The 15,056-nt window shown below is 69.9% G+C and carries 12 protein-coding genes; 5 read left to right on the top strand and 7 right to left on the bottom strand.

From position 1 onward, the window contains the following. The 3 genes from B0W88_RS21955 to B0W88_RS21945 form a co-directional block, all read right to left on the bottom strand. The coding region (locus tag B0W88_RS21955; protein WP_198937903.1) for a peroxidase family protein at positions 1-2,782 on the bottom strand (2,782 nt) is incomplete at its 3' end. Between the two features lie 127 nt (positions 2,783-2,909). Continuing rightward, positions 2,910-3,323 carry a cupin domain-containing protein gene (locus B0W88_RS21950; protein WP_077036763.1) on the bottom strand — a complete coding sequence of 138 codons (414 nt, stop codon included), beginning with the start codon at positions 3,321-3,323 and terminating at the stop codon, positions 2,910-2,912. A gap of 36 nt (positions 3,324-3,359) precedes the next feature. Then, positions 3,360-4,100: an SDR family oxidoreductase gene (locus tag B0W88_RS21945; RefSeq protein ID WP_077036762.1), complete on the bottom strand. Its 741-nt coding sequence runs from the start codon at positions 4,098-4,100 to the stop codon at positions 3,360-3,362. A gap of 133 nt (positions 4,101-4,233) precedes the next feature. On the opposite strand from B0W88_RS21945, the gene B0W88_RS21940 reads away from it, so the two are divergent. The 5 genes from B0W88_RS21940 (at position 4,234) to B0W88_RS21920 (ending at position 12,741) form a co-directional block, all read left to right on the top strand. Further along, complete coding sequence (locus B0W88_RS21940; protein WP_077036761.1) at positions 4,234-5,436, top strand: Gfo/Idh/MocA family protein; 1,203 nt, start codon at positions 4,234-4,236, stop codon at positions 5,434-5,436. A 13-nt stretch (positions 5,437-5,449) separates the two neighbouring features. Beyond that, positions 5,450-5,824: a VOC family protein gene (locus B0W88_RS21935; RefSeq protein ID WP_077036760.1), complete on the top strand. Its 375-nt coding sequence runs from the start codon at positions 5,450-5,452 to the stop codon at positions 5,822-5,824. A 201-nt stretch (positions 5,825-6,025) separates the two neighbouring features. After that, positions 6,026-10,393, top strand: a complete 4,368-nt coding sequence (locus B0W88_RS21930; protein WP_077036759.1) for a hypothetical protein — start codon at positions 6,026-6,028, stop codon at positions 10,391-10,393. Further along, on the top strand, positions 10,390-12,015 hold the full coding sequence (locus tag B0W88_RS21925; RefSeq protein ID WP_077036758.1) for a hypothetical protein: 1,626 nt from the start codon (positions 10,390-10,392) through the stop codon (positions 12,013-12,015). Before B0W88_RS21930 ends, B0W88_RS21925 begins: the two co-directional genes overlap by 4 nt. A gap of 24 nt (positions 12,016-12,039) precedes the next feature. After that, the gene (locus tag B0W88_RS21920; RefSeq protein WP_077036757.1) at positions 12,040-12,741 is read left to right on the top strand and encodes a CpXC domain-containing protein; all 702 of its coding nucleotides are present in this window, start codon (positions 12,040-12,042) and stop codon (positions 12,739-12,741) included. 23 nt (positions 12,742-12,764) lie between these two features. Here B0W88_RS21920 and B0W88_RS21915 read toward each other — a convergent pair whose 3' ends face one another. The 4 genes from B0W88_RS21915 to B0W88_RS21900 are packed head-to-tail and all read right to left on the bottom strand — an operon-like array spanning position 12,765 to position 14,975. Beyond that, a complete protein-coding gene (locus tag B0W88_RS21915; RefSeq protein ID WP_077036766.1) occupies positions 12,765-13,208 on the bottom strand; it encodes a GFA family protein in 444 nt (147 codons plus the stop codon). 5 nt (positions 13,209-13,213) lie between these two features. Next, the gene (locus B0W88_RS21910; protein ID WP_233151800.1) at positions 13,214-13,606 is read right to left on the bottom strand and encodes a response regulator; all 393 of its coding nucleotides are present in this window, start codon (positions 13,604-13,606) and stop codon (positions 13,214-13,216) included. After that, positions 13,603-14,115 carry a GAF domain-containing protein gene (locus B0W88_RS21905; RefSeq protein WP_077036756.1) on the bottom strand — a complete coding sequence of 171 codons (513 nt, stop codon included), beginning with the start codon at positions 14,113-14,115 and terminating at the stop codon, positions 13,603-13,605. The genes B0W88_RS21910 and B0W88_RS21905 overlap by 4 nt, the downstream gene beginning before the upstream one ends. A 20-nt stretch (positions 14,116-14,135) precedes the next feature. Then, on the bottom strand, positions 14,136-14,975 hold the full coding sequence (locus B0W88_RS21900; protein ID WP_077036755.1) for a DUF429 domain-containing protein: 840 nt from the start codon (positions 14,973-14,975) through the stop codon (positions 14,136-14,138). Positions 14,976-15,056: the final 81 nt, after the last annotated feature.

Here is a 15,056-nt window from a genome sequence, read left to right as displayed (position 1 = left end):
CCCACGGGTCGAACACATTGACCACCTGCGCCAGCTCCGGCCCCAGCTCCGGCATCACCCGCTGCAGCACGCGCTTCAGCGGCAGCACTTCCACCAGGTGGCCGTTCACCTCGCCGGGCTCCATGCGGCGGCCGTCCGGGCCGTTGTCGTTGACCCAGTCCACGCCCAGCGTCGTGTAGAACTCGGGGCGGAAGCTGGAGGTGAAGAAGCGGTCGCTGAAGAGGCGGCGCGAGGCGTTGAGGATGAAGACCTGGAACTGCGTCTCCGAGATCGCGAAGCCATGCGGATGGTCGAACTCGGAGAGCCAGCCGACCATGGTGTCCAGGTCCTCGATGTTGTCGACGACGCTGCCGTCCGGATGGCCCAGGCAGTCGGTGATCGCCGAGCCGTCCTCCATCTTCTGCGCGGTGCTGATGATCTTGCCCGCATCGCAGCGATGCTGGCCGTAGACCTCGCGCAGCAGCCCGGTGAGGCGCAGTTGCTCGGCGCGCTCGGCGCCCTTGGCATGCGGGTCCACGAAGTCGTCGAAGCCGGTCAGCTGGCGCAGGCCGTACTGACGGCGGAACTCGTTGAAGCGCGGCACGCCGCGCTCGCGGTCGCGGATGATGTCCAGCGCGGCGATGTCGATCTTGCCGATGCCCGCCGGCGCGCGGGCCAGCTCGAGGTTCTGCATGAACTGCGGCATGTTCTGCAGCGTCAGCAGCCCCAGGCGCTGCCGCCCCATCGAGAGCGCCCAGTTCGCCAGGCCGCGGTCATGCATCTGCGGCGTGGCCTTGGCCCGGAAGGTGTTGATCACCGGCACCTTGGCGCTCACGGTGTTCGGGTCGTGATCCCACTCGCGGAACTCGATCAGGTCGGGCACCAGCGGATGCAGCCGGTAGACGCTGACGAACTCCTCCGGGAAGTTGAAGGGCGAGCCGAAATGGTTGACGCCGCCGTTGACGTCGTCGAGCCGGCTCATGCTCCACAGGTCGGTCTTGGCCGGGTCCCAGAGCGCGAAGACGGCGTCGTCCGCGTAGACCCGCGCGCCGAGGCCGAAGATGCCCGGCCCGGAGGCCAGCGCCGAGTACCACTGCGTGGCCTTCTTCGCGTTCTCCGACTTGCCGAAGTTGTTGACGACGATCTGCTCCAGCGCCGCCGACACGATCGGATGCCTGGCGAACAGGCCGCTCCAGTTGGCGTTCATCGCCAGGTACAGCGGCTCGTCGTAGAGGAGCTGCGTCGTCCATTCGGTGGTGTGGATCTTCGCGATCTCCGCGGCGATGACGAGCCGGGCCACCTCGAACAGCTCGCGGTCGGTGACGTCGACGTAGCGGATGACCTGATCGGGCCGCGACGGATTGCGCAGGCCGCTGTCGGCCTGCGGCGTGGCAGCCGCGCGCCGGCGGAAGGCGTCGACGAAGGCGTTGTGCTCGCGGGCGAAGACGTTGTGGAAGAAGCTCATCCCGACGCTCCAGTTGTCGGGGAAGGCCGCCGCCTCCTGGCCGGCCCATTGGGGCTCGATCGGGTCGCCCGGCGCGAAGGCCGGCAGGTAGCCCTGGGCCTCGCCCCGGCCCGCCAGATGGCCGGGCAGCAGCAGCAGCCGCGCCGGATCCTTCGGGTCGTGCCTGACGCGGCGGCGCGAGGTCTCGTCGTAGCCGTAGAGCTGCGAGGCATCCCACCAGCCGGTGGTGCGGTTGGCCGTGGTCTTGTAGGCGCGGGCCAGCTGCTTGCGTCCATCGGCCTCGAAGACCGGCGGCTCCGTGGTCTCGGCATACAGGCTCGGGTCGATGCGGTCCTCGGGACGGCAGCCGGACGAGGGGTCGGCGCAGCCCACGGCCATCAGCCCCGGCGCGTTGTGGCCCTCCTCCAGGTGGGAGAACCAGTCATGGGTCATGAACTGGATCCAGAAGGCGGCCAGCACGTTGAAGAAGGGCGCCTTCTTGTAGTCGCACTGCGCCTGCACCGCATCGCCGGGCAGGCCCTGGCCCTCGCGGCAGGCGTCCGGCTGCGACTGCGGGCGGGTGAACAGCTTGCGGCTGATCAGCTGCGGGTCGGGCTTCAGCAGGGCCAGCCGGTCGCCGTGGCGGTTGCGGGCCAGCTCGGTCTTGCCCAGGTCGGGGAAGGTGCTGGCGAACTCCACGTTGCGCGCGAAGGGCATGCCGGTCGAGCCCATGCGCGGGTTCTTCAGGTCGTTGCAGATGCCGTCGATGTTGCGGAAGCGGATCAGCTCGCCGGTGCACAGCTGCGGGCCGTCGCCGCCCACGGCGGCGTAGGCCGGCGCGCCGGCCGGCAGGCGCATCGCGTCCCACTGCTTGACGGCCGGGCCGGGCACGCCCTGCCGGCTGCCCAGCACGTACTCGGGATAGGTGCCGCTGTTGTCGAACAGGTTGAACTTGATCAGCTCCATGCGCTGGTATTCGAGGTCCAGCAGCGCGCCGTCGATGCCGCGGCCGTTCGGGCCGAGATGCCCGCCCGCACCGCGGGTCCCCGGGGCCAGGCTGCTGGCGTCGCCGGCGGCCCAGTAGTTGGCCCAGTCCACATACGGGGCCTTGCGGAAGGCCAGCGGCCGTGCGCCGCCACGGCACTGGGCCACCGCCTCGCTGACCTTGCCGTTGAAGCGCTCGGCCCGGTCGCCGGGCAGGCGGCGGAAGCCCTCGGCGACCATGCGCGCGCAGGCGGCCGTGTCGTCGGCCTGCACCGCGGGGTCGAGCACGCCGGGGCCGGCGCACGCCGACAGGAACAGGAGCATCGTGAAGAAGGCCGCAGCGGGTGCGCGCCGTCCTGCCAGTCTCGAATTCATCGTCCGGACCCTCCTGGCTGAACGCCAGGCGGCATTATCGGGACCGGCGCTGCCCCGGCGGCCCAGGGGCAGCGGCCCGTCAGGGTTGGTCAGCTTCCGTTCAGCTTCGACGTTATGGGCGATGGCGCTATGGCTTGTGCCCGGGCACCGGCGTCAGCACCGGGGCGCCCTGGCGCTTGAGCAGCACGACCACGAAGCGCGCCGGCTCGGTGTCGCTGGCGTTGCGGCCGACGAGATGGACGTCGTTCGGGCCCTCGTAGAAGGTGTCGCCGGCCTTCAGCGTGACCAGCGGCTGGTTCTCGAGCTGCATCTGCACCGTCCCTTCCAGGACGTAGACGAAGGCGTGGGCATCGTGCCGGTGCGCCATGTCCCTGGCGCCCGGCGGATAGGACACCTCCAGCATCACGGCCTCCCGTCCCGGCACCTCGGGCAACGGCCTGGCCATCAACTGCTTCACATCGGCCGCATCGGCCTGCGGCGCGAGTACCAGGCCGCCGAGCAGCACAGCCAGGATGGCCATCGATCGTGTTGTCGTCTTCATGGGGTCTTCTTCCTTCTCTCCAGGGTCATGAGTTCTTCAGCGGGCCAGCCAGGCGTCGAGCGTGGTGGCACCGACGGGGGCATCGGCGGCGGTCACCAGCGACCCGTCGTCCAGCACCGAGCCGAAGTACGGCGCCTGCGCATCCGCGACGACGCGGCGCGCATCGCCATGGGCATCCAGCGCGCGCTGAACCGCCTCGGCCATCGGCAGGCGCTCCGGCCCGCCGACTTCGACGATGCCGTTGCACGGCGCCCGGGCCACGACGCCGGCCAGGAACAGCGCGACATCCGCGGCGGCCATCGGCTGGAACAGCGCCGACGAGACGCGCGGGCTGCCGCCGGTCGTACCGTCGCCGGCGATGGCGGCCAGGAACTCGAAGAACTGGGTCGCCCGCACGATCGTGTAGGGCAGCGCGCCGGCGCGGATCAACGACTCCTGGGCGACCTTGGCGCGCAGGTAGCCGTTGTCGGCGAGCCGGTCGGCGCCGACCACCGACAGGGCCACGTGATGGCGCACGCCGGCGGCCTGCCCGGCGGCGAGCAGGCGGGTCGTGGAGTTGCGGAAGAACTCCATCACCGCCTTCTCCTCGAAGGACGGCGAGTTGCTCACATCCACGACCACGTCCGCGCCGGCCAGCGCCTGGGCCAGGCCTTCGCCGGTCAGTGTGTTGACGCCTCGCGAGGGCGAGGCCAGCGTGACCTTGTGGCCCGCGCGTTCCAGCAGCGGGGCGAGATGTCTTCCGATGAGGCCGCTGCCTCCGATGAGGGTGATGTTCATGTGGTGGTCCTTCCGTGGGTGATCCGTCCGGGGGCGGCGACGATATGGGCCGCCCACACCCTGCAAGACGTGCGGGCGGGCCGGTTTGTGACATGCGCTTGCGCGACACTCCAGCCTTCCCCAGGAGACCCGCATGAGCACCAGCCCCAACGCCTCACCCAATCCCGTCATCGCCCTGCTGGGCCGCCGGCTGCGCCTGGCCGTGATCGGCGGCGGGCCGGGCTCCTTCATCGGCGCGATGCACCGCCAGGCCGCGCGGCTGGACGACGGCTACGAGATCGTCGCCGCCGCCCTGTCCTCCGACCCCGAGCGGGGCCTCGCCGGCGGCCTGGCGCTGGGCCTGCCGCGCGAGCGCTGCTACGGCAGCGGCAGCGAGCTGCTGAAGGCGGAGGCCGCGCGCGGGGCCGACAGCAAGGCCGAGGTCATCGCCATCATGACCCCCAACGACGGCCACGCCCCGCTGTCCATCGAGGCGATGCAGCTCGGCTTCGACGTCATCTGCGACAAGCCGATGACCAACACGCTGGCCGAGGCGCAGGCGCTGTACGCCGCCCAGCAGCAGACCGGCCGCGTCTTCTGCCTGACCCACAACTACAGCGGCTACCCGCTGGTGCGCCAGGCCCGTGCGATGGTCGAGGCCGGCGTGCTGGGCACGCTGCGGCTGATGCAGGTCGAGTACGTGCAGGGCGGCCGCGCCGACGAGAGCGTGCTGCCCGGCCAGATGAAGAAGCGCTGGAAGGAAGATCCGGCCAAGGCCGGCCCCTCGCTGGTGATGGGCGACATCGGCTCGCATGCCCACCACCTGCTGCGCTTCGTCACCGGCCTGGAAGTGGACGCGGTGGCCGCCGAGATCGGCCCCATCGTGCCCGGCCGCACGGTGGACGACTACGCCGGCGCGCTGCTGCGCATGCAGGGCGGCGCCCGCGCGATGTTCTGGGTCACGCAGACCGCGGCCGGCGTCGAGAACTCGCTGCGCATCCGCATCAGCGGCAGCAAGGGCACGCTGGAATGGCTGCAGGAGCTGCCGCAGGAGCTGTGGTTCAAGCCGCTGGGCGCGCCGCAGCAGAAGTTCACGCCCAACGGTCCTGGCACGCTGCCGCTGGCGGCGCGGGCCTGCCGCATCGTGGCCGGCCATCCGGAAGGCTTCCACGAGGGCTTCGCCAACCTCTACCGCGACGCGGCCGAGACGATCGCCGCCCGGCTGGCGGGGGCAAGACCTGCCCCTCTGGCCGGATGCTTCCCGAACGCGCTGGACGGCCTGCGCGGGGTCGAGTTCATCGACGCGGTGATGCGCTCCAGCCGGGCCGACGGCGCCTGGGTGAACCCGGCTGCATAAGGAGACTCCGTCGATGTTCGACCACGTCAAGTTCGGCGTTCGCGACTTTGCCGCGAGCAAGGCCTTCTACCTGGAGGCGCTGGCGCCGCTGGGCGTCACGCTGCTCGGCGAAGGCGAGCCGTCCTACGGCGTCGAGCTCGGCGTGCGCGGCGGCGCCAGCTCGCTGTGCCTGTTCCAGGCCACCGGCACGCCGGCACCGCTGCACATCGCCTTCGCGGCCGCCAGCCGCGCCCAGGTGGACGCCTTCTACCGCGCCGCGCTGCAGGCCGGCGCCATCGACAACGGGCCGCCCGGCCTGCGCCCGCAGTACCACGCCCTCTACTACGCCGCCTTCGTCATCGACCCGGACGGACACAATATCGAAGCGGTCTGCCACACGCCGACATAAACAGTTATGTCCGCTGACCGCATCGTCCCTATTGCGGCTGTCACGATCCGATGCCAACATCCGCCGGCTTGAACACGACACGAGCGCCGGCCTGACCGGCGTCATCACGGGAGGGTGCAGCCGGCCACGCCGGCCTGCGCCGCAGATCGCCTGGCCCGACCGCGCCGGGCACGCACCAGATTGCGACCAGGAGGCACACCCATGACCGACAAGATCACGGAGTCCGGCTGGAAGGCCTTCGTCAAGGGCCTGAAGCTCGACAAGGAACTCGACGACAAGGAGCTGCTGAAGCTGCTGCAGCGCCTGGACAAGACCGACGAGCGCAAGCCCGAGCCCCGGCTCGAGGCGCTGAAGGCCCTGGCCAAGGAGATCCCGAAGCAGGTGGCGGCCGTCACCAAGCAGAAGAAGGAGCTCGGCGACAAGCCTTTCGGCAAGATCAAGGACCAGCTCTACGCGATGCTGGACGAGGCCGAGACGCTGCAGAAGAAGACCGAGGCCGCGCTGGACGAGGCCGAGCCCGAGGAGGCCGACGAGGATTCCGCCGCCGCCGCCCTGGCCAACCCGAAGCTGCTGCTCAAGCAGCTGAACATGTGCCGGCAGGACCCGGAGCGCACCGTCAGCTTCGCCTACGTGGAGGCCAAGGACAAGCAGCCGGCGATGCTGGCCATGCACCCGCGCATGAGCGTGAAGATGCTGTTCGCCAAGCTGCAGGAGGCCTCGGGCGTGAAGGCCGGCTCCTACGGCACGGCCTGGGTGGACGGCACCAGCCTGATGCTGCAGCTGGACAAGCCGCTGTCGGGCCTCGTGAAGAAGATCCGCCAGCCGGTCAAGGCCTGCGGCTTCAAGATCGCCAAGGCGGTGCTGTGGAACGCCGACGGCACCGTCTTCGAGGCCGACGAGCAGGCCGAGGAGTCGGTCGGCGTGCCGGACGCACCCGGCCTGCCGACGCAGCAAATGCCTCCGACGACCACGACGACGGACGGGCCCAAGGAGCAGGAGCACGAGCAGGGCCATGGCGACACCGTCGACCCCGCGGTGGCCTTCAAGGCACGGCTGGGCGCACTGATCCCGAAGATCAAGGAGAGCGCCACCGCCCAGCATCCCGGCGCCGCCGCGGCCAGGCTGAAGGCCAGCGAGGCGGGCGTGGCCGCCGCCAAGGGCGACTTCACCCAGGCCCAGCTGCTACTCGATGAGGTGGAGGACCTGCTCTCCGGCAAGACCGCCCCGCCGGTCGTCGAGGCGCGGTCCAAGCCCGAGGCGAGCCCGATCGAGCACTGGAACGAGGTGCGCAAGGAACTGCAGCCGCTGGTCGAGAAGGCGCTGGAAACGCCCGGCGAGCGCGCCACCAAGGTCGCCACCGCGTGGAAGATGGCGATCGAGCTGGGCGGCAAAGGCGACTTCGGCCGCGCCGAGCTGATCACCGACAAGCTGCGCGCGATGCTGGCCCAGGAAGTGCTGCCGACGCCCGGCCAGGAAGAGGGCAAGCCCGTCGATTCCAAGGTGGACGTCGCGCAGGCGCTGCTGGCCGCTCGCGGCGAGGTCGCGCGCGTGCGCGCGCTGATGACGGCCTTCGGCCCCAGCGTGCCGCTGCTGTGGGACACGGCGATCGCGCAGGCCGAGAAGGATGTGGAATCGGTCGCCGGCGGCACGCTGGAGGAGATCCGCAAGGGCGCCGAGGCCTCGGCGCTGGTGCTGAAGGACCTGGAACCGAAGATCAAGGAACTGAGCGACAAGAAGAAGGACTTCGAGCAGAAGGCCGGCCAGGTGGAAGACCGGCACAAGCAGATGGGCAACTTGTGGGGCGTGAAGAACGACACCAAGCTCAAGGCCCGGCTGGACCAGTTGCCGCTGGACCTTCAGGCGGCACGCGAACAGGCCGCCCAGTTCAACTACGACGGCGCGCTCGTGGCGGTGAAAGCCGTCCTCGACCGGGCCACGCAGCTGGACAAGGACAGCGACAACTACGAGAAGATCCGCGTCATCTACCAGGCGCGCGAGGTCCTGGTCAACGAAGCCAACGCCGACTTCACCGGCACGAAGACCGGCTCGGTGGAACTGAGCACGGCCCATGGACTGATCTCGACGGAGTGGGGCAAGGTCCTGCCGAAGTGGAACACCGGCGCCTACGACGAGGCGCTAGCCGCCAGCGAGACCATCCCGGCGCTGGTGGCGACCTACAAGCGCAAGGCGACGATCTTCACGGCGGTAAACACCGCGCCGGCGAACCTGGTCCGCGACCTGAACGCCGACCGCAACACCTACAAGGAGCTGTTCGAGCGCCTCTATCCGAAGTCCCTGATCGACAGCATCGGCCGCTACGCGGATCCCGGCTACTCGATCCAGCTGGACGACAAGACCTTCGGCGAACTGCGCGGCGCCCGGGCCCACCTGACGGCCGTGCGGAATCGCGCCGCGCTCGGCGTCCAGTACTTCCAGGCCAACGACGCGCTGGTGAAGCACAGCCAGGACCTGCTCTCCGACGATCGCTCGCGCCGCGCGCTGCGATACGTGGCGGCCGACTACCGCGACCGCATCTTCAACGACCTGGCCCTGGGCAAGTCGCACGCCGCGCGGCAGGACTTCGAGAAGGCCAAGATGGCGGTCGATGCCAGCCAGGTCTACTCGAACGAGCAGCAGGGCAAGATCACGCGCTGCGTGACCTACCTGGCCGCGCTGGACAAGACCAATCTGCAACTGGAGAAGGTGCAGGCCCAGTACACCTCCACCTCCGCCAAGGCCGCCGCCCAGGCCTGCGTGCTGACGGTGCAGGAGGCCGAGACGCTGGCCCTGGCGGGCGACTTCGACGGCGCCGAGAAGCAGCTGGACAGCGTGCGCAAGCTGCTGGACGGCATCGAAGCCGCCGAGAAGATCGACGACGCGCTGGACGAGGCGAAACAGGCGCCGCCGCGCGAGACCGGCAGCGAGGACATGAGCAAGGACATCGCGCTGATCGAGTCCGCCATCAAGTCGGCCGAGGAAAGCTCGGGCCAGGCGGGTGCGAACTTCGAATGGACCGCGCTCGCCACCGCCAAGCTGGCCCTGTCCGCCCTGCGCCGCGCCAACACGGCCGGCGACGCCCCGACTGCCAACCAGGAGCGCACGAAGGCCATGGACGCGCTGGCCGGGCTGACCGAGCAGCTCAGCAGCTACAAGACCAGCCAGGCTCTGCACGAGGCGCTGCAGACCAATATCAAGGCGTCCGAGGCCCTGTTCGGCACGCTGGCCTCCAGCACGCTGGCGGTGGCCGGCACGCTGTCCACCGAATTCACGGACATCAAGTCGCAGACGGAGGCCAAGGTCAGCAAGCCGCTGGCCGGCGGCAAGGAGCCGGCCTACGAGCAGTTGCTGCAGGACATCGCCGGCCTGCAGAACCGCCTGGCCACCTGGCGCGCGGCGGCGAGCAAGCTGGCCGGCTTCACCGCCGACGCGGCGCAGGCCGAGATCGCCATCCAAGCGCTTCAGACCACCGACGTGCCGGCCGTCACCAAGGCCTTCGAAAGCTTTGATGCCACCTTGAAGAAGCCCCTGGAGAAGCTGCCGGACGAGCAGCGGCACAAGGCCCTGCGCACGCGCAAGGACGAGCTGGTCAATGCGGCCGGCATCGAGGCGCTGATCGCGGGCGCGGCGGCGATGAAGGTGATCATCACCGAGGCGGCCGCGCTGAAGCAGGCGACCGGGGAGCAGAAAGCGGCGATCGTGTATGTCGGCTCGCAGCTCAATGCCAAGATCACCCTGATCCAGGGCAAGGTGACCCTGCTGGGCCGGCAGGCGGCCTTCGATCAGCTGCTGGCCGGGCTGGGGAGCGCCGCCCAGGCCGGCAGCGCCGCGGGCCTGCGTGTGGCGACCAGCGAGATCATCTACTTCGACCGCATGCTCGATACGCTGACGACGGCCCGCACCACCTTCGTCAACAAGTACACGGACCTCACCCGGCGGCTGAACGTCGTGAAGTCGGGGCTCACCACGCTGGCGCGCAGCAGCGCGGTGGATGGCGCCGTGGCCGTGCTGCAGGAAAAGCAGTCGACGCCGATCGGCGTGGAGCTGGAGCGGCTGAACACGGCCGGTACCGCCGATCCCGCGACCTACCTGCCGTCCACCGTGGATGTGGCCAAGCCGGAGGCACAGCTGGTGCAGCTGGAGGCCGACTTCGCCAAGCTGCAGCCGCTGGCCGCGCCGCTGCTGGCGCTGGAGCAGCAGCTCAAAGGCCTGGACGCCCTGGCCGACGTGCCCGCATTCAAGAACGTGCAGGCCAGCGTGCAGCAGCTGAGCCAGTCCATCGCGCAGGCCTTGAGCGCCAGCCCCGCGGACTTCGCCAAGGCCAAGGCGGATCTCGACGCCGCCAGCATGCTGGCCAGCGGGGCCACCCGGGCCGGCGCCGGTGCCGTGGCGTCGACGCCGCCCAAGGGCGACGGCGGCGCGCCCGACTACGCCCAGTCCGTGTCGGAGCTGCGCAAGCGCTACGCGGACCTGAGCCTGGCCACCACCCAGCAGGCTCTGGACCCGAAGGGCCTGGAGCCGCTGAAGACCGCCGTCGATGACATCGAGAAACTGAGCGCGGAGCTGACATGAGCGATACCGACACCAAAGTCCTGCCGCAGAAGGTGGAGAGCACCTTCAAGGCCTATGACGGCGCGGAGCTGGAGCTCAAGCTGTGCAAGCAGCTGAGGGCTCGGCTCGACGACGAGTCGCTGGGCGTGGAGCACAAGCTCGAGGACGTCGTGACGCGCCTCGACACGGACCAGCTCCGCTCATTGAAGAAGTCGGCCGACTTCGAGCTGGTGCGTTTCCGCGGGGCGCAGAACCTGGTGGCCAAGCTCAGCGGGGCGACCCAGCGCGGCGTCGACCTGCAGGAGGCGCTGGACACCGTCGCCGCCGTCAAGGCCCGCCTCCCCGAGCTGGAGGAGCTGGTGACCAAGGGCCAGTCGCTGCTCGACGGCGTCAAGGCGCTGCAGACCGAAGCCGACAAGTGGGAGAAGGAACAGAAGCGCTATGCGGTGCGCACCGAGCTGGACGGCCTGCGCCAGCAGGCGGACGAGGTGCTGAAGCTGGTCGGCCAGGGTGATGTCGACAAGGCGCTGCTGGCGCTGGCCCGGGGCAAGGATCTGATGCTCGACGGCAAGGTGAAGAAGCAGATGAGCGCCAACCAGGTGCCCAGCGTGCCCGACATCAAGGCCATCATCGCCCGCAAGGACGGCGACAAGCAGCTCGACGAGATGATCAAGAACCTCGACGAGTCGACCCAGCGCAAGGTGATCACCGTCGCCTTCGAGGCGCGCTTCGGCTGCAAGCTGCAGATCCTCTCGGATGCCAGCTACAACGCGCAGGGCAAGTTCCAGCGCGTCACCGACGGTACCGGCGACGGCATCGCGAGCGCCAACACGCCCGACAAGAAGGCCCCGGAACTGCGTCGCTTCTACGACCTGATGTCCAAGCTTCCCGCCAAGCACACGCGCGAGAACACGGGGCTGTTGAAGTTCCGCTACCGCGACAGCGACAAGTCCAGCGCCTCGTTTGCCAGCGCCCGCTTCAAGGACATCGTGATGAACGAGGGACGCGCGGACAAGAGCGGCGTCTACGGCGTCGGCCGGCCCGACGAGATGCCCGCCGACGTGAAGGACGAATGCAAGCCCGCCAACGACGAGCCGATCACCTTCTTCGACTGGAACACCGCCCACGAGGTCGGCCACACGCTGGACGCCAAGCTGGGCTTCATGGTCAAGCGTGCCAACCAGTCGCAGTTCGGCGGCTGGCGCGAGTACGGCAAGGACAACGGCCCGGTGGTGGCGGCCCTGGCCAAGCGCTACGACTTCGACGCCACCTACATCAAGGACCTGCTCACCACCGGCGCCGGCACGCTGCCGCCGGCGCCGCCCGGCGTCGACGCGGTCGAGTGGAACCTGCGGCACAAGCAGGTGGACGCGCACTACGCGCGGATGGTGGCCGGCAAGAACCCGTGGTCCTCGCAGGCCACGGCCGTGAGCCTGGCCATCGACGGCCGCGTCTACCAGCAGAGCTACGACTGGCCCCACTGGTCGAGCTACGAGCTGGCGGCCCGCCAGCAGGCTATCAGCGGCTACCAGTTCCGCTCGCCGCTGGAGTGGTTCAGCGAGATGTACGCCGCCTACAAGTCCAACAAGCTCAAGCCCAACCATCCGGCGATGGAATGGCTCAAGCGCCTGGATGCCGAATAGCCCGAAGCCACGCAGGAGCACGCCATGTCACTGTTCTCGACCACGCAAGTGAGCTGCCCGCATTGCGGCGAAACCACCTCGATCGAGGAGGTCGGCAGTCTCAACGCCGACCGCCGGCCCGACCTGCGCCAGCAGATCCTGGACGACACCTTCCAGACCGCCGCCTGCAGCCACTGCGGCGAGAGCTTCCGGCTGGAGCCCGACTTCAACTACATGGACGCCGGGCGCGGCCAGTGGATCGCCTGCTACCCGGGGCCGCGCATCCTCGACCACCTGGAGGCCGCCGACGAGATGGGCGCGGTGTTCGAGAACAACTTCGGCCCCGGCGCCGGCAAGGCCGCGCACGAGCTGGGCCAGTCGCTGACCGGTCGGGTCGTGTTCGGCTGGCCGGCGATGCGCGAGAAGCTGCTGGCCCACGACCTCGCGATTGACGACGTGGCGCTCGAGCTGCTGAAGCTCGACATCCTGCGCGAGCTGCCCGAGATCCCGCTGGGCACCGGCACCGAGCTGCGCCTGGTCGAGGCGCAGGGGCAAGACCTGACCCTCGCCTGGTTCGGCCCGGGCGTGCCCGATGCGGAGCGGGTGATGGACGTGGAACTGGCGCGCTACCAGGACATCGTCGCCCACATCGACGAATGGAAGGACGTGGCCGACGAGCTGCGCGACTCGCCCTTCGTGGACATGCAGAAGCTGTACATGGGCCCGGGGCGGGAGGCCGCGGCCTGAGGACGGCGCCGCGGGGCGCTCGTTCAGCCTTCCAGCGCCCGGGCGAAGGCATCAGCCGGGGCGCCCTCCTCCCAGGCCGGCACGCCGTCCGGCAGGCGCAGCCAGGGCTGCGCGCGTTTCGCCCAGATGTGGGCCACCACCTCCAGCTCGTCGCTGCGATCCAGCGTGCCGGCGCGCAGCACCACCTTGCCCGGCCGCGCGCTGTTGGTGTTGAAGACGCGGGTGTGGCAGACGCCGCAGATGCGCTGCCGCGAGATGCGCCCGCTCGGCGACGTCAGCTCGTACACCAGCACCGGCCCGCTCACCGACAGCGCGGCCTCGGGCAGGATTGCCTGCTGGCTGAAGGCGCTGCCGCTCCAGGTCTGGCAGTCCAGGCAGTGGCAGGCATAGGTGCGGGGCAGCGCGTCCAGCGCCAGCGTGTAGCGCACCGCGCCGCAGCGGCAGCCGCCTTCGATCGTTCCGGCCATGTCCGTCATCGCTTGCGGGAACGCGCCACCGCGTTGAGCAGTTCGCCGATCTTGAAGGGCTTGGTCAGCACCTGGGAGACGGCCAGCGACTGCAGCCGCTCCTCGTCGCCGCGGCGCAGCTCGCCGTTGGTCAACACGATCACCGGCGCATCGGGCTGGCTCTTGAAGCGGCCCAGGCGCAGCTCGGCCAGCATGTCCACCGTATGGGATGCGTCGTCGAGCTCCAGCACCACGCCCTCGTAGACGCCGCTGGCCAGCAGCGCGCGGGCGCGGTCGATCGTGCTGGCGTCCTGCACCTCGGCCACGCCGAGGTCGCGCGCCACCGAGACGATGGTGCGGCGCATGACGAAGTGCTGCTCGAACAGCATCACCCGGGGCAGTGCGGCCGCGGGGCTCACGGCGCTGCCTCCTCACCGTCGTCGCCACGCCCGGCCAGCGCCTCGTTCACCAGGCCGCGCAGCGCCTCCAGCACCGCGCGCTCCACCGCGCCCAGCTGGCGCGGCACGGTGTCGATCACGCACAGCGTGCCGATGCGCTGTCCGCCGGGCGTGCTGACCGGTGCGCCGGCGTAGAAGCGGATGTGCGGATCGCCGGTGACCAGCGGGTTGTCGGCGAAGCGGGGATCGAGGCTGGCGTCCTCGATCACGAACAGCTCGGGCGCCATGATCGCGTGGCCGCAGAAGGAGATGTCGCGCGGCGTCTCCGGCGCGCCGAGCCCCAGCCGGGCCTTGAACCACTGGCGCCGGCCGTCCACCAGCGAGACCAGCGCCACCGGCATGTCCAGCTGCTCGGCCGCGAAACGGACCACGCGCTCGTAGCGCTCGTCCGGCGGAGTGTCCAGCAGCATCAGCGCCTGCAGCGCCTGCAGCCGCTCGGCTTCGTCGTCGGGGATCGGTGCGGGTGTCATCGGTCCGAGTATTCCATCGATCAGGCACTCACGATCCAGCCTTCGAGCGGATCGGCGTCGAGCGGCCAGCCGTGCCGCGGCGCCTCCAGCGCCCAGGCGGCCTGCATCAGGCATAACGCGGCATCCAGACGGTCTCCGCTGCCGTCCGCCACCAGCTCGTCGCGCTGCGCATGGCTGAGCTTGAGCCGCAGGCCCAGGCGCTGGCTGCGGCCCTGCTCCAGCGCATCGACCAGGTCCTTGCGGGCGATCAGGCGCTCGGGCGATGCCTGCTTCGCCGCCTCGTCGCTCTTGTAGCTGCGCCGGCCCAGGATCTCGCGCGCCAGCAGGCCCGGATAGGCCTCCAAGGCGATGCGCGCGGCCTCGGGCCGAGGTGGCGGCTGGTGGCCGTGCAGCTGCACGCCCGCCTGCAGCAGCAGCGGCACGCCCGCGTGCAGCATGAAGGCCACCGGCGGGTTGACCCATTTCATGCTCGGCGAGGAGCCGGCCGGCCCGTCGCAGGCCCGGTGGGCGAACTTGCCACCGGCCGGCCGCGCCGCGCAGAAGGCGGCGAACAGGTCCCGGATCTCGCTGCGGGACAGCGCGGCATAACGCTCGATCAGCGCTGACCAGTCGCTGGGCCAGCCCAGCGCCTGCACCAGCTCGCGCGGCAGGCCGAAAGGCAGGTCGAAGCCGCCCAGCCACGGGCCGGGCAGCGCCAGCCAGGCGCCGAAGGCGGCCAGGCTGTCGAAGGTCTCCAGGCCCTGCAGCCGCACGACCTTGCCCTGGCGCTCGCCCCGGGCGAGCACGATGGGCTTGCGCCGGCTCGGGGCGCTGCTGAAATCGACGCCGACCAGCGGCGTCCTCGTGGGGATCGATGACATGGAGGCACTGTATCGGCGCCGTGTAGCATCGGCATCGTGACGCCCAGATTCCACTGACCAGCGCCACGCAGTACCGACGAC

This window comes from Pelomonas sp. KK5 (genome assembly GCF_001984095.1).
Classification (GTDB): Bacteria; Pseudomonadota; Gammaproteobacteria; order Burkholderiales; family Burkholderiaceae_C; genus KK5.
This window is presented reverse-complemented; position numbering and strand designations above follow the sequence as displayed.